Origin of the sequence: Streptomyces sp. NPDC050743, from assembly GCF_044456925.1 — a bacterium.
In the GTDB taxonomy this organism is placed as follows: Bacteria; Actinomycetota; Actinomycetes; order Streptomycetales; family Streptomycetaceae; genus Streptomyces.
The window spans coordinates 122,457-144,926 of the sequence record NZ_JBITGJ010000016.1 but is presented as its reverse complement, the minus strand read 5'-3'; the positions used below and the strand labels follow the sequence as shown (position 1 = coordinate 144,926).

19 protein-coding genes and 1 pseudogene are annotated in these 22,470 nt (G+C 71.7%); 15 read left to right on the top strand and 5 right to left on the bottom strand.

Going from position 1 to position 22,470, the window contains the following annotated elements; genetic code table 11:
* Positions 1-90 precede the first annotated feature (90 nt).
* Complete coding sequence (locus tag ACIBJF_RS18620; protein WP_399174842.1) at positions 91-1,617, bottom strand: ROK family protein; 1,527 nt, start codon at positions 1,615-1,617, stop codon at positions 91-93.
* 300 nt (positions 1,618-1,917) lie between these two features.
* Between ACIBJF_RS18620 and ACIBJF_RS18615 the strand changes: the two genes are divergently transcribed.
* Genes ACIBJF_RS18615 through ACIBJF_RS18600 form a run of 4 tightly spaced genes read left to right on the top strand, consistent with a single transcriptional unit; the run spans position 1,918 to position 6,509 of the window.
* A complete protein-coding gene (locus tag ACIBJF_RS18615; RefSeq protein ID WP_399174840.1) occupies positions 1,918-3,234 on the top strand; it encodes an ABC transporter substrate-binding protein in 1,317 nt (438 codons plus the stop codon).
* Positions 3,235-3,242: 8 nt separating this feature from the next.
* Positions 3,243-4,232, top strand: coding sequence for a carbohydrate ABC transporter permease (locus ACIBJF_RS18610; protein WP_399174855.1), 990 nt, complete (start codon positions 3,243-3,245; stop codon positions 4,230-4,232).
* Between the two features lie 34 nt (positions 4,233-4,266).
* Positions 4,267-5,106, top strand: coding sequence for a carbohydrate ABC transporter permease (locus tag ACIBJF_RS18605; protein ID WP_399174853.1), 840 nt, complete (start codon positions 4,267-4,269; stop codon positions 5,104-5,106).
* 38 nt (positions 5,107-5,144) lie between these two features.
* Positions 5,145-6,509 (top strand): GH1 family beta-glucosidase, encoded by a 1,365-nt coding sequence (locus ACIBJF_RS18600; protein WP_399174838.1) that lies wholly within the window; start codon positions 5,145-5,147, stop codon positions 6,507-6,509.
* 282 nt (positions 6,510-6,791) lie between these two features.
* Here ACIBJF_RS18600 and ACIBJF_RS18595 read toward each other — a convergent pair whose 3' ends face one another.
* On the bottom strand, positions 6,792-7,703 hold the full coding sequence (locus tag ACIBJF_RS18595; protein WP_399174837.1) for a YceI family protein: 912 nt from the start codon (positions 7,701-7,703) through the stop codon (positions 6,792-6,794).
* Positions 7,704-8,195: 492 nt separating this feature from the next.
* Between ACIBJF_RS18595 and ACIBJF_RS18590 the strand changes: the two genes are divergently transcribed.
* Positions 8,196-8,360: a hypothetical protein gene (locus tag ACIBJF_RS18590; RefSeq protein WP_399174857.1), complete on the top strand. Its 165-nt coding sequence runs from the start codon at positions 8,196-8,198 to the stop codon at positions 8,358-8,360.
* Between the two features lie 83 nt (positions 8,361-8,443).
* Positions 8,444-9,388, top strand: coding sequence for a serine/threonine-protein kinase (locus tag ACIBJF_RS18585; RefSeq protein ID WP_399174835.1), 945 nt, complete (start codon positions 8,444-8,446; stop codon positions 9,386-9,388).
* Between the two features lie 33 nt (positions 9,389-9,421).
* Here ACIBJF_RS18585 and ACIBJF_RS18580 read toward each other — a convergent pair whose 3' ends face one another.
* Both ACIBJF_RS18580 and ACIBJF_RS18575 read right to left on the bottom strand, forming a co-directional pair.
* Positions 9,422-11,692 (bottom strand): UvrD-helicase domain-containing protein, encoded by a 2,271-nt coding sequence (locus tag ACIBJF_RS18580; RefSeq protein ID WP_399174833.1) that lies wholly within the window; start codon positions 11,690-11,692, stop codon positions 9,422-9,424.
* Positions 11,689-13,827: an N-6 DNA methylase gene (locus tag ACIBJF_RS18575; protein ID WP_399174831.1), complete on the bottom strand. Its 2,139-nt coding sequence runs from the start codon at positions 13,825-13,827 to the stop codon at positions 11,689-11,691. The genes ACIBJF_RS18580 and ACIBJF_RS18575 overlap by 4 nt, the downstream gene beginning before the upstream one ends.
* 399 nt (positions 13,828-14,226) lie before the next feature.
* Here ACIBJF_RS18575 and ACIBJF_RS18570 point away from each other — a divergent pair, with 399 nt between their 5' ends.
* From ACIBJF_RS18570 to ACIBJF_RS18555, 4 genes are all read left to right on the top strand, one after another.
* Positions 14,227-14,634 carry a hypothetical protein gene (locus tag ACIBJF_RS18570; RefSeq protein WP_399174830.1) on the top strand — a complete coding sequence of 136 codons (408 nt, stop codon included), beginning with the start codon at positions 14,227-14,229 and terminating at the stop codon, positions 14,632-14,634.
* Entirely contained in the window at positions 14,631-15,053 is a 423-nt protein-coding gene (locus ACIBJF_RS18565) for a hypothetical protein (RefSeq protein ID WP_399174828.1), read from the top strand. Before ACIBJF_RS18570 ends, ACIBJF_RS18565 begins: the two co-directional genes overlap by 4 nt.
* 123 nt (positions 15,054-15,176) lie before the next feature.
* On the top strand, positions 15,177-15,794 hold the full coding sequence (locus ACIBJF_RS18560) for a hypothetical protein (RefSeq protein ID WP_399174827.1): 618 nt from the start codon (positions 15,177-15,179) through the stop codon (positions 15,792-15,794).
* A 40-nt stretch (positions 15,795-15,834) separates the two neighbouring features.
* Positions 15,835-16,557 (top strand): YcnI family protein, encoded by a 723-nt coding sequence (locus ACIBJF_RS18555; RefSeq protein ID WP_399174825.1) that lies wholly within the window; start codon positions 15,835-15,837, stop codon positions 16,555-16,557.
* Between the two features lie 70 nt (positions 16,558-16,627).
* Here ACIBJF_RS18555 and ACIBJF_RS18550 read toward each other — a convergent pair whose 3' ends face one another.
* Entirely contained in the window at positions 16,628-17,389 is a 762-nt protein-coding gene (locus ACIBJF_RS18550) for a CDP-alcohol phosphatidyltransferase family protein (RefSeq protein ID WP_399174824.1), read from the bottom strand.
* A gap of 107 nt (positions 17,390-17,496) precedes the next feature.
* Here ACIBJF_RS18550 and ACIBJF_RS18545 point away from each other — a divergent pair, with 107 nt between their 5' ends.
* The 5 genes and pseudogenes from ACIBJF_RS18545 to ACIBJF_RS18525 all read left to right on the top strand — a co-directional run.
* On the top strand, positions 17,497-18,486 hold the full coding sequence (locus ACIBJF_RS18545) for a zinc-binding alcohol dehydrogenase (protein ID WP_399174823.1): 990 nt from the start codon (positions 17,497-17,499) through the stop codon (positions 18,484-18,486).
* Between the two features lie 111 nt (positions 18,487-18,597).
* Positions 18,598-18,996, top strand: coding sequence for a 6-carboxytetrahydropterin synthase (locus ACIBJF_RS18540; protein WP_351806811.1), 399 nt, complete (start codon positions 18,598-18,600; stop codon positions 18,994-18,996).
* Entirely contained in the window at positions 18,993-20,180 is a 1,188-nt protein-coding gene (locus tag ACIBJF_RS18535) for a glycosyltransferase family 4 protein (RefSeq protein ID WP_399174821.1), read from the top strand. Before ACIBJF_RS18540 ends, ACIBJF_RS18535 begins: the two co-directional genes overlap by 4 nt.
* On the top strand, positions 20,177-21,259 hold the full coding sequence (locus tag ACIBJF_RS18530) for a class I SAM-dependent methyltransferase (RefSeq protein ID WP_399174819.1): 1,083 nt from the start codon (positions 20,177-20,179) through the stop codon (positions 21,257-21,259). The genes ACIBJF_RS18535 and ACIBJF_RS18530 overlap by 4 nt, the downstream gene beginning before the upstream one ends.
* Positions 21,256-22,350 (top strand): annotated as a pseudogene (locus ACIBJF_RS18525) (YbhN family protein); the annotation flags it as partial. The gene ACIBJF_RS18530 and the pseudogene ACIBJF_RS18525, both read left to right, overlap by 4 nt.
* Positions 22,351-22,470: the final 120 nt, after the last annotated feature.

The following is a 22,470-nucleotide window of genomic DNA, read 5'->3' as shown; positions in this document are numbered from 1 at the left end:
GGGGCCGCCGGCTCCGGTGGCGGCCTGAGCCGTAAATCCCCGCTCAGCCCTGGAGGGTGACCAATCCACTCCCTTCAGGGAGGGGAGCCTTCAAACCAACCTCCCCTCCACCGCCGCGCGCCAAGCCGGTGCCGTCTCCCCGTCCGGCGCCGGCCGTGGGCGTCGGCCGCCGGACGAGAAGAACGCGGCGAGGGGGAGGACCGCCGCCCCCACGGTCACCGCGTCCGGGCCCAGCCGGCCCAGTTCGATGCGGACGCGGCCCGCGGGGTGGCGCAGGGCTCGGGCCAGGGCGTGGGTGCGGACCTGGTCCAGGAAGGCGCCACCGAGTTGGAGCCCGGCCCAGCCGCCGATTAGGACGCGCTCGGGCTGGAAGAGGTTGATCAGGTCGGACAGACCGGCCCCGAGATACTCGGCGGTCTCGTCGAGCACGCCCACGGCCACCGGATCGGGTTCGCCGTTGCCGCGGGGCTCGGCTGCGGCCGCCGGGTAGCCGGTGTTGCCGCAGCCAGGGCCTGCCGTGGCCGCGGGGTCGCCCGTGTCGCTGCCGTCAGGGACTGTCGTCGCCGTGAGGCCGACTGTGTTGCTGCGGTCAGGGCTGTTCGTGGCCGTCGGGTCGCTCGTGTTGCCGCCCCCACGGCCTGCCATAGCCGCAGAGCCGACGGTGTTTCCGCCGCCAGGCTCGACCGCGGCCGTCGGGTTGGCTGGGTTGCCGTTGGCGGCCGTCAGCCCGGGCGGGTTGTCGCCGTCAAGCCCCGCCAGGGCCGTGACGTCGGTCGCCCCGCCGTCCTCGGCCCGGGCCGCCGCCAGCAGTTCGGTCAGTGCCCGTTCCTCGCCGGCCCCGGCCGACGGGCGTCCGCCCGCCTCCCGCCAGCGCGCCACCAGCGCCGACGCCCCCGCGTACGCCTCCAGGCAGCCGAGCGCCCCGCACCGGCAGCGGCGTCCCCCGACCCGTACCGTCAGATGCCCCCACTCCACCGCCCGCCCCCGCGCCGCCTCCTCGGTGACCACGCACGCGCCGACGCCCGAGCCGAACAGCACCACCACGGCGTTGCGGGCACCGCGACCCGCGCCGAACCACATCTCCGCCTGCCCCAGCGCCTTGGCGCCGTTGTCGATGAAGTACGGGATGTGCGAGGGGAGTTGGACCGAGGCACGCAGCAGCCGTTCCAGTGGTACCGCGTCCCAGCCGACCGTCTGCCCGTGCACGACGGCGCCCTGCCGCCCGGTGTGCTCGACGATGCCGGGCACGCCGATGCCGACGCCGAGCAGGTCCGCACCGGGGACTCCGGCCGTCCCGAGCACCTCCGCGATCCCGTCCGCGACATGGCCGACGACGGCCTCGACGTCGTATCCGCGCGGCCCCAAGGGATGTTCGGCGCGGGCGAGTTCGGTGAATCCGAGGTCGAACAGCTCCACCCGGACCCGGGTCTCGCCGACGTCCACCCCGATCAGCCGCCCGCTGTCCGGCCGTATCCGCAGCAGGCGGCTCGGCCGGCCCGCGTCCGTGCCGATCACGCCCGCCTCCTCCAGCAGGCCGTCGGCGAGCAGTCCGGTCACGACGTTGCTCACGGAGCCCGAACTCAGGCCGGTCGCCGGGCCCAGCGCGTGCCGGCTCATCGGCCCATCGACATACAACCGTTGCAGAACGGCGCTCCGGCTCTCCCGTCGCAGGTCACGCACCGTACGGCCGCCCACCGCTGCCACCTGGCCTCCCTGTTTCCCGGCGTTTCTGCGCGCTTTTCCGGCCTCTGCGGCCGTTTGCCGTTGCCGCATCTCTTGACGAGCGTTTCTCTTGAGGTTTAACTCACGTCCTAAATTAAGCCATGAGGGGCTTCGGGAGCCGTACGGGTCCGCACAGTGCCGGTTTCCGTGAGCAGCCTCGGGGTTCTCGACTCCCGGAAAGGGACACCAGGAGCCATGCGCAGCATCCGAGCCGCGGCCACAGGCGCCGTCACCCTGTCTCTCGTCCTCGCGGCCACGGCCTGCGGAGGCGGCTCGTCCAGCGGCGGCGGGTCCAACGACTCGCCGAAGACGCTGACGTACTGGGCCTCCAACCAGGGCGCCAGTATCGCCGTCGACAAGCAGGTCCTCCAGCCCGAACTCGACAAGTTCCAGAAGCAGACCGGCATCAAGGTGAAGCTGGAGGTCGTGCCCTGGTCCGACCTGCTCAACCGGATCCTCACCGCGACCACCTCGGGTCAGGGCCCCGACGTGCTGAACATCGGCAACACCTGGAGCGCCTCGCTGCAGGCGACCGGCGCGCTGCTGCCGTGGGACACCAAGAACTTCGCCAAGATCGGCGGCAAGGACCGGTTCGTCGACTCCGCGCTCGGCTCGACCGGCGCGGCGGGCAAGGACCCGGCCGCGGTCCCGCTGTACTCGATGGCCTACGCCCTCTACTACAACAAGAAGATCTTCGCCGACGCGGGGATCAGCAAGGCGCCCGCCACCTGGGACGAACTGGTCGCCGACGGCAAGAAGATCCAGGCCAAGGGCAAGTCCGCGCTCGGCGCCGAGGGCTCGAACCTGTCGGAGAACATCCACCACGTCTTCGTCTTCGCCAAGCAGCACGGCGCCGACTTCTTCACCGCCGACGGCAAGCCGGACTTCACCAACCCCAAGGTGGTGGACGCGGTGAAGAGTTACGTCGATTTGATGGCCAAGGACAAGGTCATACCGACCGGCGACGCCGAGTACGCGCAGAACCAGTCCGTCAGCGACTTCGCCAAGGGCAAGCAGGCGATGCTGCTGTGGCAGTCCGCCGCCGCCAACCTCAAGTCCCAGGGCATGAGCGAGGACGCCTACGGCATCGCGCCGGTCCCGGTGATCTCCGGCACCCCCGGCACCGGCACCCAGGTCAACTCGATGGTCGCGGGCATCAACCTCGCCGTCTTCAAGAACTCCCACAACCTCGACGGCGCGACGAAGTTCGTGAAGTTCATGACCTCCGACGACGAGCAGAAGATCCTCAACACGGCCTACAGCTCCATCCCTCCGGTCAAGTCGGCCCAGTCGGACGCCGCGTTCGGCGCCCCCGCCACCGCCGTGCTGAAGAACACCCTCGCCACCAGCGCGGCCGCCCTGCCGCAGGTCGCGTCCGAGTCGCAGTTCGAGACGGCGGTCGGTACGGCCGTCAAGGACCTGTTCGCCGACGCCGCCGCCGGCCGCGCCGTGACCACCGACTCGGTCAAGGCCGCGCTGCAGAAGGCCCAGCAGCAGATGCCGGCGGCGTGAGCGAGAAGATGACGACCACCGCCTTCAAGGAGCCGGTGACGCAGGACCCGTCCGGGGCGACGGCGCGCGAACCCCGCCGCCGCCCCGGACGGCTGCGCCGCGTCTCCCTGCCGTATCTGCTGCTCCTGCCCGCGCTGCTGCTCGAACTCCTCGTCCACCTCGTGCCGATGGTCATCGGCATCGTGATGAGCTTCAAGGAGCTCACCCAGTTCTACATCCGCGACTGGTCCAGCGCCCCCTGGTCCGGCCTCGGCAACTACAAGGTGTCGGTGGACTTCAACGCGCCCGTCGGGGACGCGCTGCTGCACTCCTTCTTCGTCACCGTCGGCTTCACCCTGCTGTCGGTCGGCCTGTGCTGGCTGATCGGCACCGCCGCCGCGATCTACATGCAGGACACCTTCCGCGGCCGAGGCCTGCTGCGGGCGCTGTTCCTGGTGCCGTACGCCCTGCCGGTCTACGCGGCCGTCATCACCTGGGTGTTCATGTTCCAGCACGACAACGGCCTGGTGAACCACGTGCTGCACGACCAGCTGCACCTCACCGGCAAGCCCTCCTTCTGGCTGATCGGCGACAACAGCTTCTACGCCCTGCTGACCGTGTCGGTGTGGAAGGGCTGGCCGTTCGCCTTCCTCATCGTGATGGCCGGACTGCAGAACATCCCCCGGGAGCTGTACGAGGCCGCCGCGCTGGACGGCGCCGGGATGTGGCAGCAGATCCGCCGCATCACGCTGCCCTCGCTGCGCCCGGTCAACCAGGTCCTGGTCCTGGTGCTGTTCCTGTGGACCTTCAACGACTTCAACACGCCGTACGTGCTGTTCGGCAAGTCCGCCCCCGAGGCCGCCGACCTCATCTCGGTCCACATCTACCAGGCGTCCTTCGTCACCTGGAACTTCGGCACGGGCTCGGCCATGTCGGTCCTGCTGCTGCTGTTCCTGCTCGTCGTGACGGGCGTGTACCTGCTGTTCACCTCGCGCGGACGGAGGACTGCCGATGTCTAGCCCGCCCCTCGCCTCGCCGAGGCGCGACTCGCCGATGGCGCCGCCGCGTTCGTTCCTGTGGTCGCGGCGGATCTTCCTCACCCTGCTCACCGGCTTCGTCCTGATCCCGGTGTACGTGATGGTCTCCAGCTCGCTGAAGCCGCTCGCGGACGTCACCGGCAAGTTCCGCTGGCTGCCGAGCGATCTGACCATCCGCCCGTACATCGACATCTGGTCGACGGTCCCGCTCGCGAAGTACTTCACGAACTCGCTGATCGTGGCGGGCGCGGCGACGGTCTGCTCGGTGGTGATCGCGGTGTTCGCCGCGTACGCCGTCAGCCGCTACGACTTCCGCGGCAAGCGGGTCTTCACGGTGACGGTCCTGTCCACCCAGATGTTCCCGGGCATCCTCTTCCTGCTCCCGCTGTTCCTGATCTACGTCAACATCGGCAACGCCACCGGCATCGCCCTGTTCGGCTCCCGCGGCGGCCTGATCCTGACGTACCTGACCTTCTCCCTGCCCTTCTCCATCTGGATGCTGATCGGCTACTTCGACTCGGTGCCGCGCGACCTGGACGAGGCCGCCCTGGTGGACGGCTGCGGCCCGCTCGGCGCGCTCCTCAGGATCGTCGTGCCGGCCGCGATCCCCGGCATCGTCGCGGTCGCCGTCTACGCCTTCATGACCGCCTGGGGCGAGGTGCTCTTCGCGTCCGTCATGACCAACGACACCACCCGCACCCTCGCCGTCGGCCTCCAGGGCTACTCCACCCTCAACAACGTCTACTGGAACCAGATCATGGCCGCCTCGCTGGTCGTCAGCGTGCCCGTCGTCGCCGGCTTCCTCCTCCTGCAGCGCTATCTCGTCGCCGGTCTGACGGCGGGCGCCGTCAAGTGACCCGAGCGACCCACACCCCTGATCCCGAAGGGACTTCCGTGTCCGAACGCATCGACCTCGCCGCCCTCCCTCACGACTTCCTGTGGGGCACGGCCACCGCGGCGTACCAGATCGAGGGAGCCGTCGACGAGGACGGCCGTACGCCCTCGATCTGGGACACCTTCTCGCACACCCCGGGGAAGGTCGCGAACGGCGACACCGGCGACGTCGCCTGCGACCACTACCACCGCTGGCGCGAGGACATCGCCCTGATGCGGCAACTCGGCGTCAATGCCTACCGTTTGTCGGTGGCCTGGCCACGTGTCGTTCCCGGCGGCACCGGCCCGGTGAACCCCAAGGGCCTGGCCTTCTACGACGAGTTGGTGGACGCCCTGCTGGAGGCCGGCATCACCCCGTCGGTCACGCTCTACCACTGGGACCTGCCCCAGGTGCTCCAGGACCGCGGCGGCTGGCCCGAGCGGGACACCGCCTTCGCGCTCGCCGAGTACGCCTCGGCGGTTGCCGCCCGCCTCGGCGACCGCGTCAAGCTGTGGGCGACCCTGAACGAGCCGAGCTGCTCGGCCTGGATCGGCCACCTGGAGGGCAAGATGGCCCCCGGCTGGACGGACCTCACCGCAGCCGTACGCGCATCCGCCCACCTGCTGCTGGGCCACGGCCTCGCCGCCCAGGCGATCCGCGCCGCGGCGCCCGGCGCCGAGGTCGGCATCGTCAACAACCTCTCCACCGTGCACGCGGCCACCGACCGCCCCGAGGACATCGCCGCCGCCCACCGCCACGACGGCCATGTCAACCGCTGGTGGCTCGACCCGGTGCACGGCCGCGGCTTCCCGGCCGACATGGTCGAGACCTACGGCGTGGAACTCCCTCTGAAGACGGGCGACCTGGAGACGATCGCGACGCCGCTGGACTGGCTCGGCCTGAACTACTACTTCCCCGCGTACGTCGCCGACGCCCCCGACGCCCCGGCGCCGTACGTCCGCGCGGTGCGCCGCGAGGGGGTGCCGCGCACCGGCATGGACTGGGAGATCGACGCGAACGGCATCGAGACGCTGCTGCTACGGCTCACCGAGGAGTACGGAGCCCGGAGGATCTACGTCACCGAGAACGGTTCCGCCTTCCCTGACGTGGTCCGCCCCGACGGCAGCATCGACGACCCCGAACGCCAGGACTACCTGGAGCGCCACCTGGCCGCCTGCGCCGCGGCCGCCCGCAAGGGCGCCCCGCTCGCCGGCTACTTCGCCTGGTCCCTGCTGGACAACTTCGAGTGGGCGTACGGCTACGACAAGCGCTTCGGCCTGGTCCACGTCGACTACCGCACCCAGGTGCGCACGATCAAGGGCAGCGGACACCGGTACGCGGACATCGTCCGCGTCCACCGCGGCCAGGCACGCCGGGCCGCCTGAGCCGGGCCCGGCCGGCCGGTGGGCACGGGAAGGGAGCCCGCGCCCACCGGCCCCACAATCGCCCTCTGCGCTGTCATGCACGTGGACCGGAAATACCCCTCCACCCGTGCGGGGGGAGCAGAAGGGATAGCTGGTCGGCCGTTCCGAGATCCCGTACCTGGTGGTGCGAAGCGCGCTTCTGCCCGGGCCATCGCCAGGCCGGCCTCGCCCGCTGCCCGGGCGGGCCCCCGGTTTGTGGGGACCAGGCTCCCGCCGGGTAGCACCGAGGTCCGGGCCCCTCGGCTACTCCGGGGGCGTGGGGGTCTCGGGGGTGCGGTACATCGCCTGAACGTCCAACTCGAGCTGAATGGTCGGTCCGACGACCGCGATGCCGCGTGCCAGCATCGAACGCCAGTTGAGAGTGAAATCCTCGCGGTGCAACTCCGTCTTCGCCAGTGCCGCGCAGCGGAGTTCTTGCTCGTAACCGCCGTTCACCGTACCGAGATACGTCGTGTCCAGTCCCACGGACCGGCTCATGCCGTGCATGGTGAGCGAGCCGTTCAGCGTCCACTTGGAGCCACCGCGGTAGACGAACCGGGTGCTGGTGAAGTCGATGTACGGATAGCGCTCGACGTCGAGGAAATCCGCGGAACGCAGGTGGTTGTCGCGGGTTTTGTTGCCCGTGGCGATACTGGAGGCATCGATGCGCACCGAGACCTGCGAGTCGGCCATGTCGGGCGCGATGCGGATGCCGCCGTCGAAACGGGTGAAGCGGCCGTGGACGTGGGCCATGCCCACGTGCTTGGCGATGAACCGGATCGCGGTGTGCGGCGGGTCGAACAACCAGGTGCCGGGCGGCGGAAGTTCCAGCTGACGAGCGGGCAGCAGCGCGATGCGCGCCAGGGAGTGGGCGACCCCGGCGGCTATGTCGACGTTCTCGCGAGCAGGCGTGAGCCCCTCTGACGTGGCCATCAAGCTGTAGGAGCCCGGCGGCAGCGTCACGATGAACAGGCCGTACGGGTCGGTGGTGCCGCGGGCGACGACGCGGTGGCTGTCCAGCGCGGTGACCGTGACCTCGGCACCGCACATGGGCTGCCCCATGGGATCCACGACCTCGCAGCCATAAGCGCCCGCGTCGGCCGGCAGGGGCACCGACAGGCCCGCGGCACCGGAAGCACCGCGGGAACGTCGACGTCGGAGCAGTCCGAGGGCCATGCTGTGCGCCTTTCTTCACGCGTGTCACCACTGCGAGGCCCGCTGAAACCGTGGGCGATCGTGGTCACCGAGATGGGCCGAGGTCTTATTGCAGGTGCGATGAGGTTCGGTATTCAACGATCATAGGACAGGCGGTGCGCAGCAGTGCTTCACCAGTGCAGGACTTGCAGCAAGGCCCTCAGGAGCGCTGGACCACCTCGAATGGCCTCAACTCCGCCGCCAGCCAGGGTGTTTCGGCCTCGCTGCTTTGCACCGCTGCTGCGGCGAAGGGCACCCGTACTGCCGCGACGTTCACGCGCTGCCCGCGATGTCGCCACACACATCCCACATCCACCGTCGCCGCAGGCGCGATATGCCGCCGGCGGGTGGCCGGGTAGCGGACACAGGTCCCCCTCCGGGGAACCGCTCGCGGCCGGAGTGATGTGCCGAGGTGGTCTTCGAGCACGACAAGCGACTCCCAGTCAGGACGGCTTCTGGCCCACCTTCTGGCTGTTGGGCTCCAATGCCGACGACCCGTCCGTCTCCTGGCCGCCCTCCGGCGGGACCGACCTCATGGAGATCATCGGCTACCCGGACTGGACCGGCACGGCGTTCCTCCGCCGAGACCGGCCCTTCGATGCCCCCTCCGCGTCCGTGGCGCACCCCGGCCCTGGTTGACTGTTCCCGCGCGGGCGGCGAAGGCGAGCCGCTTGCTGGTCGGACAGCGCCGACGTATCCCTGGGGCACGTAAGGAAGTGAGCGTGGAGCAGTTCGCTGCGGGCAAGGTTCTGCGGGGCAGATATAGGCTGGACCGGATCCTGGGCAGAGGGGCGATGGGACTCGTCTGGCAGGGGACGGACGTGTATCTGGAGCGCCCTGTCGCGGTGAAGACTGTCGCCGCAGATCTTCTGGCTCTCCCCGACTGGCGCCACACCGCCCTGGCGCGCTTCGAGAGGGAGGCCAAGGCTGCCGCTCGTCTGGACCACGCCAATATCACGACCGTGTACGACGCGGCCGTCACCGAGGACGTCTGCTGTCTGGTGATGCAGCTCGTCGGCGGCACGACCCTCGACAACGTCATCGACGGCGCCGACGGCGGGCTCCTGCCCGTGCCGGCCGCGGCAGCGGTGGCCGCGCAACTGTGTTCTGGGCTGTCCGCCGCGCATGCGGCCGGCCTCGTGCACCGCGACCTCAAGCCTCAGAACGTCATGGTGTGCGTCAGCGGTCTGGTGAAGATCCTCGACTTCGGTCTCGTGAAGGTCCTCTCGGACACCGACCCCCGGCTCACCATGACGGGCGAGACGCTCGGCAACCTCACCTATGCCTCGCCCGAACTTCTGGCAGGCGAGCAGCCGTTGGACGGTCGCAGCGACCTGTACGCGGTGGGTTGCCTGCTGCACCACATGCTCACCGGCCGCCCTCCGTTCCACGGTGAGGTCCCCGCCGAACTCGTGACCCAGCACCTCACCGCGTCTCCGCCCCGGCTGGCCGACCGAGGTGTCGATGCCCCGGCCGCTCTGCAGGACCTGCTGTACGCACTGCTCGCCAAGCGACCCGAGGATCGTCCCAGCGGTGCCGCGGAAGTGTACGCGGCCCTGGCCCCGTACCTGCCGGACCCCGATCCGACACTCGCGACCCGCAGGGTGCCGCCGGAGGATCCCCGGCGGCCGTTCCTCGTGCCCCAGGGGCCGATCATGCAGCGCTAGCCGAAGCCGACCACGGCACGACCCCAGGCCCGGTCATGCCGCGACCGGCGGCCGGACCTTGATCAGTTCCTCCAGGAACGGGCTCGGCTCCCCGTGCCAGAAGACGTCCAGGCTGTCTCGGGCGCGCGTAGCCGCCACGAAGAGCAGAGACCGGGCGCGCTGCATCTCCGTCCGGTAGCGCGCGGGGTCCGTGGTTCGCCGTTGCTGGACGCTCGCACGCGGCACCAGTCCGTCGGTCACACCGGCGATGATCATGCGCTGGTATTCCAGGCCCTTGAACCGGAACATCGTGCCGATGTGGACGCCGCTGTCCCCGCGGGGCCCGTCCGGACCGATCTCCAACGCCATGACGCCGTGCTCCCGCAGCGTGTACGCGACCTCGCGCGCCATGTCGTTGGTCGGCACGGCGATCGCGATCTGCTCGTGCGGCACGTCGCCCCAGGACTCGATCAGCGCCGCGATCGCCTCTCGCTCGTCCTCCCAGTCGTTGAGCCTGTGCAGGTCCGGGACGGCGCCACTGAGCACGGACCGGTAACCGGCCAGCGTCTCCGTGCTGCCGTCGAGGTCGGCATAGGTCTCCTGGCCGAGCACGTTCAGCGCGGAGCGCAGGATCTGCCGGGTGGTGCGGTAGCTCAGCGACAGCTTCGAGGACCGGCCGCGGATGTTGATGCCGAGGCTGCCGAGGGTCACCTGGTTCTTGTAGATGCGCTGGTGGGTGTCGCCGACCAGGAAGAGGTCGTTTCGGTCGGGAGCGGTCATCGCACGGAGCATCTTCCAGTGCGCGGGCCGCAGGTCCTGAGCCTCGTCCACCACGATGTGCCGGTACCGGTAGCGCAGCCAGCCGCCCGAACCGTCGGCCATGTGGATGTTGTCGAGGCCGCCCGCTTCCTCTCGCTGACGGTCGATGGCCTGGATGCGCCGTGCCCGTTCCGTTTCCAGTTGAGCCGCCCGCTCCGCGATCTGATCCCAGGTCTGGACCTCGAGCCGGTCCAGGCGCTGCGTGAACCGCTCGGCGAGCTGCCAGATCTCAGCTCGTTCGGACCGGCTGACCGTGCGTCCGCGTCCGGCGCGGCGGGCCCGGAAGTAGTCCGTGCGGGAGGTGACGGCCTGGCCGAGGATGACTTGCGTCCATTCGTCGTTCAGGAACTCCGCGTCCCAGCCGTCTTCGCCGAGTTCGTCGAGGAGCGAGCGCCATTCGCGGACTGCCTGCGCCTCGTCGATGATCCGCTTGCGGTTGCCGGGCTCGGCCTCCCGGACGGTCCGCAGCGCGAGCTGGTCGACGTGGCTGATCTCGACGCGCGACAGCAACGGCTCGCCGCCCAGGGCGAGAAGTCGGGAACGCAGATCCGCCGCGAGGTTCTTGTTGTACGTGGTCAGCAGGACCGGCTTGGTCCGGCCGGCCGGGAGCTGCTCGACCAGGTGCTTGACCCGGTGCAGTGCCACGATCGTCTTGCCGGTGCCGGTGCCGGTGCCGGTGCCGGGCCCGCCGCCCACGCGCGCCGGACCGCTGTAGTCCCGCGTGACGAGCTTGGCCTGCGGGGGGTGCAGGAACACCTTCCAGCGTCCGAAGTCCTCGCCCTCCAGTGCCTCGCGCAGCGCGTCGTCGGTCGTGGTGACGATGGTGGCGGGACGTGCGACGGCAGCCCGGAAGTCCTCGGTGTCCACGGGTTCCGGTGCCGCGACGGGGGCCGTGACCTGCTCGAGGACGTCGTCGTACGCCTTGCCGTCGTACAGCGCCAGCAGCACCTCGCCGGTGAGCTGCGGTGCGTACTCGACGAGGCCGAGGAGCTGGTCCTCGGTGGTCAGCGCGGCGACGACAGGTATCAGGGAGGGTGCCACACCCAGGTCGGTGAGCTGCTGTTCCGACCACTTCTCGAACAGCGGCTGCGCAGCGGCCGGCTCGGCGGGGTGAAGCGGCTCGGCGGGCAAGGAGGGCGTGGCCGTCTGCGGGGCCGGAGGACTGAGCACTTCCTCCTGCACGACCTGCAGGTCCACGTACTCGATGCCGCCGGTGACGCGGTTGACCGAGTACGTGAGCCGGTCGAGATGCGCGTACACGTCCTTGCGGTGCTTGACCGAGACGATCAGCCAGTCGTCGTCGGCCAGCCGCAGCAGCAGCGCACGGTACTCGTCGTTGATGCGCGCCGAGTACAGCTTGTCGTGCCCCTGCAGCTGCTTGAGACGCAGTCCCGCGGAATCGGGGTTGGTCTTGAACTTGTGCTGGAAGTCGTAGATCGCGCCCTTGACCGGGCGGGGGAGCTTGAGAATCTCCCGGTCCGCCTTGTCGAGCAGGCGCAGCGTCACGTTCTTGTCGTGTCCCGAGACGGGAGCAACTGCCCTCCGGTGAGCCCTCCCGCCAGCAGCCGCGCTGTCTCCTCCGCCAGCCGTGTCGCTCGCCGGGCCTCCGCCCGAAGTGCGTCCACGTGCCGGAACGCCTCCCCGTATCGCTTCTGCTCTTCCAACGGCAGCAGCGGCACGCGCAGCCGGCCAGGGCTGACCGTCAGGACGGTGCTGCCCGTCGAAGCACCCGCGATGTTCTCCTCCGCCCCCAGAAACCCGGCAAGGAACCAGGCGTCCAGGCGGTCGGGGTCCGGCCGGAAGAGGTGGACGTGGTGCCCGAGCAGCGCTCCCGCGTCCTCCTCTCCCGCGACCCGGGTCATCGGGCCGCCTCCGCTCGCGACCGCTCGTACGAGGACGTCCCCGGCGGCGATCACGCGCGGCGTGTCGCTGCGCAGCTCGGCCGGGTCGCCGGTGGGAGCCGACCCGCGCGCGATGTCGGATGCTGTGAGGACCGCGCGAGCCGTGGGCTCGTGATCCGCGCCGTCCTCACGGCCACGCGCGCCTTCGGGCAGCGTCCGCAGGATGGTGAGCGCTCCACCGCGAGCGAGGTCGGACGCCGTCGCCGTCCGCCATTCGCGGGCTCCGGCACTCGCGGCGCTCCAGCCCTCCTGACCGGCCGCCCGCGCGAGGGACTTCGCGGCCTTGACGAGATTCCGGCGTGTGGCATCGACCTCCGCGGAGAGTTCCGCCGGATCGATGCCGGCACGTGATGCCCTGACGTGCCGTGCGGGAGTCAGGTCCACCACGTCGTCCAGGAGGTCGACCACTCCGACTGCCCGAGAGGTTCCGGGCTCGCCCTCGAACGCGTCCGGGTCGCTGTTGAACGCCTCCCACGCGCCAAGGACCTGTGCCGTGATCCGGTCCCAGTCCAGCGTGGCGGAGCGACTCCCGGCCCGAGTGCGCGTGCCCGCTGACCTGCCGCGTGCGGATTCCGCCTCCGCCGCGTCGATGAAAAGCACTGACTTGCGCTCCGGGCCGCCCGGTTCGGGCCGCTGCAGGACCCAGATCTGGAGCCCGATGTGCAGCGGCACCGCCGCGCCGGCCGGCAGCGCGACCACCGCGCGCAGCGCGCCGCTGCGTACAAGCTCCGCCCGTACGCGGCGCCCCGATGCGCGGCCCGCCGTGGCGGGCGGCAGGAGCAGGGCCGCATAGCCGTCGGGCGTCACATGGGCGAGGGCGTGCTGCACCCAGGCCAACTCGGACTCGGCGCGGGCCGGAACGCCGTACGCCCAGCGAGGGTCGTACGCCAACTCGTCGTGGCCCCAGTCCCGGACGCCGTACGGCGGGTTGCTCAGCACCGCGTCCGCGAGGAGGCTGGGGAAGGCGTCCGCACGGAGACTGTCGCCGGCGCGCACGGTGACCGTGGCGTCCGGTGCCGTCAGCATCAGGCTCACCGCACTCCGCTGAGCCTGTACGGGCAGCACGTCCTGGCCGTACAGCTCACGCGCCCCGCGCCGGGCGGCGGCCGCCAGCAGGGAGCCGCTGCCGCAGGCCGGGTCCAGGACGCGGTCCGGGGTGCCGGGGATCAGGCGCGCGAGAAGATCCGCGAGCGCGGTCGGCGTCCGGTAGGCCCCGCTCGCCGCGCTGTCCTCCAGCTCCCGCTCCGCGAGTACGCGCAGGGTGGCTTGGCCGCCCTCCTCTCGTACGCACGCGTACAGCGCGCGCAGTACCTCGGCGTCGGCCGCCTGGAAGCGGACGGCGTCCACCCCCGGTACGGCTTCGGCGACGGCGGCCGCGTCGCGTTCGGCGCGAGCGGTCAGGTCCGCGTCCGGCAGCCGGGTGGCGGCGATCAGCTCCTCGGGTGTGCGGCCGGCTGCCGCAAGGACGAGGAGCAACAGGTCCGCCGTGCCGCCGCTGGACGGCGCGTGGAGGCGGAGGATCGTCCGCAGCTCCTCGGAGGGAGTGGCCGCGGAGGCGTGGCCGCGTGAGGAGAGCCAGTCGCGCACGGCTTGGAGGTCGTACAGCGGACTGGTCTCCGTACCGCCCGAGGGCGCGGGGAAGTCGTCATGCCGACGGCGCCAGTTGCTGACGGTGGCGCGCGTGACTCCCGCGATGCGGGAGATCTCCGCGGCGGTCACCTGGGCGGAGGGCTGGGTCATGCGGACGTCCTGGGCTGCTCGGTAGTGGACACAGCAACAAGCTACAGCAGCCGTCAAATCTGCCAACGTGTTTGACAGTGCTTTCAGTTTCATGTTTGTCTGATGTTGCTTCCGGTTGGGAGCGTGCGCCCGGCCGTGAGCCGTCCAGTCGGCATTCGATGCCTCGGCCGCATCTGTCCTTTTCTCGCAGCACCGCATGGGGGGACCCGAGCATGTCCACGCCACTTTGGGCCGAGCCGCCGCATCCGCATGTCCCGCAAGCGTCGAATCACAGGGCGCGGTGAGGACCGTGTCCGGAGCCCCTCTCACCGGCCGCGGCGCGCGTTGCGCATGACCGCTGTTCCTGCCAGGCGGTTTCCGCCCCGGCCCAATTCCTCAGACGCACATGGGGAGATCCGCTTGACCGAGACGGACGAGCCCGAACTGACCGTGTACCGGCGCCACTTGGCGCGGCTGCTGAAGCACGACGATCGGGAGAACTTCCGGGCCCTGCTCGTCCAGGCCCGCCACATCACCACGGCGTCCTACGAGACCACCCTCTACGACCACCAGCAGACGTTCCGCCTCCTGTGGCGCCATCTGGAGCGCAGCGGCCACCTGGGCCTCGCCCATCGTGAGGTCCGGGCGCGTCTCGCCTCCGGCAAGGCCTCACCCCGACGAGCGCGCCGATCTGGAGCTGTTCCTCACGGTCTACGCCCAGGTCCGCCCCGGCGCGTGACCGCGCGCACCACGCCGGCGGGCAGTATGCGCCGTGTGTCGTCTCCCGCGTCGTTTCCCACCCGACCCACGTACAAAGGACACCCGTGAACCGAGCCAACGTCATCGCCATCGCCGCCTGCGGGTTGACCGCCCTGTCGGTCACCGCGGCCGTCGCGGACCACGTCAGCACCCACTCCGCGCTGGCCGCTGCACGCCGCCAGGCGGCCGCGGCCGACCACCGCGCCCAGCAGGCGGAGACCCGCCCGCCCAAGGTCGTCACCAAGACGGTCGACAAGCCCGTCTTCGGCCGCTCCGCGCTTCTCGGCGCCTATGCGGCCGGAGTCATCGCCGGTGGCGTGTACACCGACGACGGCAACACGACCTACACCGCGAGCGACAGCACCTGCTCGCAGGAGTATTCCGAGATCTCGCAGGAGCCCAACGGCGGTTCTGTCCACAGAGACCTCTTCATGAAGGCCTGCCTGAACAACGTCAACGACACCGCCAAGACCGATCCGGCACCTTGACCGGCGGGGCGTGGCGCTCACCAACTGAACATGAAGGTCGGCCGGCCGGGCCCCTCCCGGCCCCGCCGCTGAACAGGACATGCGCGCCCCACGTATCACCCCAGCGTGGCAGGATCCCTCACCATGAGTGCGTCCCCGGCGGTGAAGAGCCTGCGTGCCGCGGTGTTCGCCGCGGTGTGTGTGCTGCTCGCCGCCGCCGGGCACGGGCTCGCCATGGGGGACATGCCGCCGCTGTGGGCCGACGCGGCCGGATTCTTCGCGGTGTTCGCGCTCGGCTGGACGCTCGGCGAACGTGAGCGGTCGCTGCCCGGCGTCGGTGCGGCCATGCTGCTCACCCAGGCCGGGCTGCACCTCGGCTTCGACGTCGCCCACCCCGTCACCAGGCGTTCGGCCATGCCCGGTCACACCATGGCCGCGATGCACGCCCACGCGACGGCGATGAGTGACGTCCACGCGACCGCCCACCCACACCTCACCGCCCACGCCACCGCCGCCCACCTCCTCGCCGCGCTCGTCGCCTCCTGGTGGCTGCGGCGGGGCGAGGCCGCGTTGTGGTCGTTGCTGCGCCGGGCGCGCACGCTCGTCCCCGGTCTCGTCGCCTGGTGGCGTGACACCCCGCTGCCCGCCCCCGTCGATCACGCCCCGCGTGTGCCGTCGGCACCCCGGCCTCCCCGTCTGACCCTCCTGCGGCACGCTGTCAGCAGACGCGGACCCCCGCTTCCGATCCCGTACTCGCTCTGACCCTGAACACCACGTCACCCGTACGGAGATCGACTCACCCATGTCCGCATCCGCATCACGTCTGACCACGCGCCGCGCCGGCACCGTCATCGCCCTCGCCGCCGGCACCGTCCTGCTCGCCGCCGGTGCCGCCTCCGCGCATGTCACCGTCCATCCCGAGAGCTACGCCAAGGGAGCCACCGACGGTGTGCTGACCTTCCGCGTCCCCAACGAGGAGGACACGGCCTTCACCACCAAGGTGCAGGTCTTCCTGCCCACCGACCACCCCGTGCTCGGCGTGCTCGTGCACCCGCAGGACGGCTGGACCGCCAAGGTCACCACCACCAAGCTCAAGACGCCGGTGAAGACCGACGACGGCACCATCACCGAGGCCGCCTCCGAGATCACCTTCAGCGGCGGCAAGATCGGCGCCGGGCAGTACGAGGACTTCGACGTCGCCTTCGGACAGCTGCCCGACGACACCGGCCAGTTGGTGTTCAAGACCCTGCAGACCTACTCCGACGGCAAGGTCGCGCGCTGGATCGAGGAGCCGTCCGGCGGCGACGAGCCGGAGAACCCGGCCCCCGTGCTGAAGCTGACGGCCGGTGACGCGGGTGGCGCACCGGCGGCCGCCAGGACAGCCACCGCTGCCACCACCGCCAAGGCCGCCGACGCCGGCGACTCCACGGCCCGCGGGCTCGGTATCGCCGGGCTGGTCGTCGGTGTCATCGGCCTCGCCGCCGCCGCGTTCGCACTCGTGCGGAGCCGGGGCGCGAGGTCGTAATACCGAGGAGACCAGGAAGGGCCCGGACCGGCAACCGGTCCGGGCCCTTCCCGATGTCAGGGGCCGTCGCTCAGCGCCCCACCAGCTCCAGCACCTTCGCCTCGGTCGCGGCCTCGACGGTGATGCGCGAGGTGCGCCACAGCCACCCCACGTCCCGGCCGAAGGACCACAGCAGTGAGCCCAGGGCGAGGGCGACGATCGCGAGGTTCGCCAGGTGGGGGAGGAGCTCGGCGCCGGCCAGGAGCAGGGCTATGCCCTGCACCGCGGCGACGGTCTTGCGGGCGAACGACGGCGGCAGGGGGGCGTTCAGCCAGGGGGCCAGACGGGCCGCGGCGACGAAGGCGTACCGCATTCCGCCGATCAGCAGCACCCACGGGCCGAGCTGGGTGGACACGTACACGCTCAGCACGAGGATCAGGAACGCGTCCACCTCCATGTCGAAGCGCGCGCCGAGCGCCGTGGAGGTGCCGGTGCGGCGGGCCACCTTGCCGTCCACGCCGTCCAGGAGCAGGGCGACCGCGGTCAGGCCCACCAGCAGCGTCACCGGCGGCGCGCTCTCGAAGGAGTCCGCGACCAGCGCGGTCACGCCGCCCACCAGCGTCGCCCGGCCGAGTGTCACACGGTTCGCGGGGCCGAAGGAGCGCAGGCAGGAGCGGTGCAGGGCGCGTGCCAGCACCGCCCAGGTGGCGAACGCGAACGCCAGGCCCGTCAGCCAGCCCGCCGGCCCCATGCCTATCGCCGTTCCGAGCAGGGCCAGCAGCAGGAGCTGTATACCCGCTCCCACAGCGGTCTCCTGCTGGGGCCTGGCGTCATACGTGTTGTTCAGGGCCACCGCACACCCTCCGGCCGAGTGACAGAGTCGATCAACGCCGCGTACTGTGCGCGGCCTGTGCACTTCTCGGTACGTGAACAACTTCCCTACTGTTCAGGAGGATGCCGATGAACCGCTCGGCCCGCGCGTTCTGGCTTCGCTCTCCGGGCCATGGCGAGCTGCGTGACATCACCCTCGCGGAGCCCGCCGAGGACGAGGTCGTGGTGCGCGCCCTGTACTCCGGGGTGAGCCGTGGCACGGAGACGCTCGTGTTCCGTGGCGGTGTGCCGGAGAGCCAACACGCCGTGATGCGAGCGCCGTTCCAGGAGGGCGACTTCCCAGGCCCGGTGAAGTACGGCTACCTCAGCGTCGGCCAGGTGGAGGAGGGGCCGGCCGAGTTGGTGGGGCGTACGGTCTTCTGCCTGTATCCGCATCAGAGCCGTTACGTCGTTCGGGTGAACGCCGTGACCGTCGTGCCCGAGCGGGTGCCCGCCGAGCGGGCCGTGCTCGCCGGCACTGTGGAGACCGCCGTGAACGCCCTGTGGGACGCGGCGCCGCTGATCGGCGACCGGATCGCGGTGGTCGGCGGTGGCATGGTCGGCTGCTCGGTGGCCGCCCTGCTGGCCCGCTTCCCCGGCGTCCGGCTGCAGTTGGTCGACGCCGACCCGGCCCGCGCCAAGACCGCCGAGGCGCTCGGCGTGGACTTCGCGACACCCGACTCCGCCCTCGGCGACTGCGACCTCGTCGTGCACGCCAGCGCCACCGAGGCCGGTCTCACCCGCGCGCTGCAACTCCTCGCTCCCGAGGGTACGGTGGTGGAACTGAGCTGGTACGGCGACCGGCGCGTCGCCCTGCCGCTCGGCGAGGCCTTCCACTCCCGCCGCCTCACCGTGCGCAGTAGCCAGGTCGGCACCGTCTCCCCGGCCGCCCGTGCCGGCCGCGGTTACGCCGAGCGGATGGCGCTCGCCCTCGACCTGCTCGCCGACCCGGCCCTGGACGCGCTCATCACCGGGGAGAGCGCTTTCGAGCAACTCCCGGACGTCATGCCCCGGCTCGCCTCGGGCGAGATCCCGGCCCTGTGCCACCGGATCCGGTACGCCGAGACGGGCCTGACCTGAGAAAAGAGTGAGAGTGAGCTGAACACGGGGAACCGAAGAGCCGTACTACACGACATCCCCCGGCGGGTAAGGACAGGGGGACCAGACGCGTCGTACCTGGAGGGTCGCCCGTTGTTCAGCATCACCGTCCGCGATCACATCATGATCGCCCACAGCTTCCACGGCGAGGTGTTCGGGCCCGCGCAGCGCCTGCACGGCGCCACGTTCCTGGTGGACGCCACCTTCCGCCGCGAGCAGCTGGACGAGGACAACATCGTGGTCGACATCGGCCTGGCCACGCAGGAACTGCGCCTCATCACCGCCGAGCTGAACTACCGCAACCTCGACGACGAGCCCGAGTTCGCCGGCGTCAACACCTCCACCGAGTTCCTCGCCAAGGTCATCGCCGACCGGCTCGCCGAACGCGTCCACAAGGGCGCCCTGGGCGAGGGCGCCAAGGGCCTCGCGGGCATCTCCGTCACCCTGCACGAGTCGCACATCGCCTGGGCGAGTTACGAGCGTGGCCTGTGACCGGGGCGACCGCGCGGCGGGCACGGCTGTCCTACGTCCCGGCGCAGGCCACAGCCCTCACCGCCGAGAAGGCCGGAATCATCCCCATGTCCCTGCGCACCGTGCACTTCGTCCTGCCGGGCGGCATCGACGACCCGGCCGCGCCCAGCGGCGGCAACGCCTACGACCGCCGGGTCTGCCTGGACCTGCCCGGCTTCGGCTGGCAGGTCACCCGGCACACCGCGCCCGGCACATGGCCGCGCCCCGACCGGGCCGCCCGCGACCACCTCGCCCGCACCCTGAGGGACCTGCCGGACGACGCGGTGGTGCTGCTGGACGGGATCGTCGCCTGCGGCGTCCCGGACGTCGTCACCCCGCACGCCGACCGGCTGCGCCTCGCCGTGCTCGTCCACCTCCCGCTCGGCGACGAGACGGGCCTCGACCCGGCCGTCGCCGCCGACCTCGACGCCCGCGAACGCGCCGTGCTGCGTGCCGCGCCCGCCGTCATCGCCACCAGCGACTGGGCCGTACGGCGGCTCGTCTCCCATCACGGGCTCGCCCCCGAACGGGTGCATGTCGCCGCGCCCGGCGCCGACATCGCACCCCTCGCACCCGGCACCGACGGCGTCTCCCGGCTGCTGTGCGTGGCCGCCGTCACCCCGCGCAAGGGCCAGCACCGGCTCGTGGAGGCGCTCGCGGCGGTCCGGGACCTGCCGTGGACCTGCGAGCTGGTCGGCGGACTCGGCCACGACCGCGCGTACGTCGCACAGTTGCGCGAGATGATCGCCGGGTACGGCCTCGCCGACCGGCTGCACCTGACCGGACCGCGCTCCGGCGCCGACCTCGACGCCACCTACGCCGCCGCCGACCTGATGGTCCTCACCTCCTACGCCGAGACCTACGGCATGGCCGTCACCGAGGCCCTGGCCCGCGGCATCCCGGTCCTCGCCACCGACGTGGGCGGGCTGCCGGAAGCGGTCGGCCGCGCCCCCGACGGCGGGGTGCCCGGCATCCTCGTCCCACCGGAGGACCCCGCCGCGCTCGCCGCCGAGCTGCGCGGCTGGTTCGGCGAGCCCGACGTACGCCGCCGGCTCAAGTCCGCCGCCCGGGGCCGCCGCGCCGCGCTCGACGGGTGGGCCACCACCGCCCGCAGCCTGGCCGGAGTCCTCGCACGGCTCCCCGAAGCCCCGAGGAGGGCGGCATGACCGCGCCGGAGACCACGACGAACGGCATGGCGTCGATCCCGGCCCAGACAGGACCGAGGACGGTGACGCCGGTGCGCGGCGAGGGCGAGAAGGAGACGGTGCGCGAGGCGTCCGGTGCGGGGGAGGGCGGCGGCGGTGCCGACGACGGGCAGCGTGGCGCGGAGGCCTCGGTCGTCGCCGGGGCCGGGCCCGTCGGGCGTCCCGGTGAGCGGGCCACCGTACGGCTGCGTCACGACGAGCCCGAGGAACCGCCCCGGTACGCGCCCGAATGGCTGCGGTTGCGGGAAGGGGCCGACGCTGCCGCCCGCGCGCAGGACCTGCTGGACCCCTTGCGGATCCGGCTGGCGAACCTGCCGGGCCACACCGGCGCACTCGCCGTGCACGACCTGGGCTGCGGCACCGGCTCGATGAGCCGCTGGCTCGCGCCCCGCCTGGACGGACCCCAGCACTGGGTCCTGCACGACCGCGACCCCTACCTGCTGCACTTCGCCGCGGTGGGCTCACCGCACTCCGCCGCCGACGGCAGCAACGTCACCGTCGAGACCCGGCGCGGCGACGTCGCCCGGCTGACACCGGACGCGCTGGCCGGGGCCTCGCTGGTCACCGCCTCCGCGCTGCTCGACGTGCTCACCCGCGAGGAGGTCGTCACCCTCGTCGACGCCTGCGCCGGGGCCGGCTGCCCCGCGCTGCTCACCCTGTCGGTCGCCGGGCGCGTCGAACTCACCCCGGCCCACCCGCTGGACACGGAGATCACCGAGGCGTTCAACGCCCACCAGCGGCGCGCCGGGCTGCTCGGCCCGGACTCGGTCACCGTGGCCTGCGAGGCGTTCGCCGCGCGCGGGGCCGCCGTACGCGTGCATCCGAGCCCCTGGCGGCTCGGCCCCGAGGGGTCGGCGCTGATCGAGCAGTGGCTGCGCGGCTGGGTGGGCGCGGCCGTGGAACAGCGGCCCGAACTGCGCGACCGCGCGCAGCGGTATCTGCGGGACCGGCTCGCCGCCTGCGCGGCCGGTGAGCTGCGGGTCGTGGTCCACCACAGCGACCTGCTGGCCCTGCCCCGGCCGACGGGCGGCGCGTCATGAGCTCGCGGCCGGCCGCGAGGGAGCCCGGGCGCCGAACCGCCGGAACCGGCCCGGCCGATGTGTGCGTGTACGGCTCCGGCACGATCCACGCGGGCGCGGGGGGTGTGGCCACGGCGCAGGCGACCACTCGGGAGACCGGCACCTGGCTTCCGCAACCGCCGCCCTCGCGCCCCCAACCCACCCCCTCTTTCCCGGAGTCGGCGCGCTCCCTCTCCGACCAGCCGCCCACCGAGACCGCGCCCGAGCCCGCGCAGCCCCCGGCCCACCGGCGCAACCGCTTCCGCGCGCTGCGTACGCACTTCGGGACCGTCGCCGGTGTGGTCATCCTCGGGGCGCTGCTGTGGCGGCTGGGCACGGGCGTGCTCGTCGACGGGCTGCGGCGGATCGACGGCGTGACGGTGCTGGCCGCGCTGGGCATCGGCGGGGTCACCACCGTCCTCAGTGCCTGGCGCTGGCAGTTGGTGGCCCGAGGCCTGCGCATCCGGCTGCCGCTCGGCTCCGCCGTCGCCGACTACTACCGGGCGCTGTTCCTGAACGCGGCGCTCCCCGGCGGGATCCTGGGCGATGTGCACCGGGCGGTCCGGCACGGACAGAGCGCCGGTGACCTGCGGCGCGGCGTGCAGGCCGTCGTACTGGAACGCGTCGCCGGGCAGATCGCGCTGGCCGTGCTCGCCGCGGCGGTGCTGCCGACGCTGCCGTCCCCGGTGCGCGCCGAGGCCCGCGACTTCGCCCCGCTGGTCGCCCTCGCGGCGGCCGGCGTGCTCGCCGTCGGCCTCGCCGTGCGCATGAACCGGGCGCCCTCCCGCCGGGCCGGGGGCCTGCGCACCGCCCTCGGCGAGGCGCGCCAGGGCCTGTTCTCCCGCCGGGGCGGGCCGGGCATCGCGCTGTCCTCGGCCGTGGTCCTGGCCGGGCACGTGGCGATGTTCGTCGTGGCGGCGCGGGTCGCCGGCTCCACCGCCTCCTTCGTGGAGCTGGTCCCGCTCGCGGTCCTCGCCCTGGTCGCCATGGGGCTGCCGCTGAACGTCGGCGGGTTCGGGCCCCGCGAGGGCGTCACCGCCTGGGCGTTCGGCGCCGCGGGGCTCGGCGCGAGCACCGGAGTCGCCGTCGCCGTCGTCTACGGTGTGCTGAGCTTCGTGGCGAGCCTGCCCGGCGCCGTCGTCCTCGCGGTCCGCTGGTACACCGCTCTGCGCGCCGCCCCCGCCACGACGGAC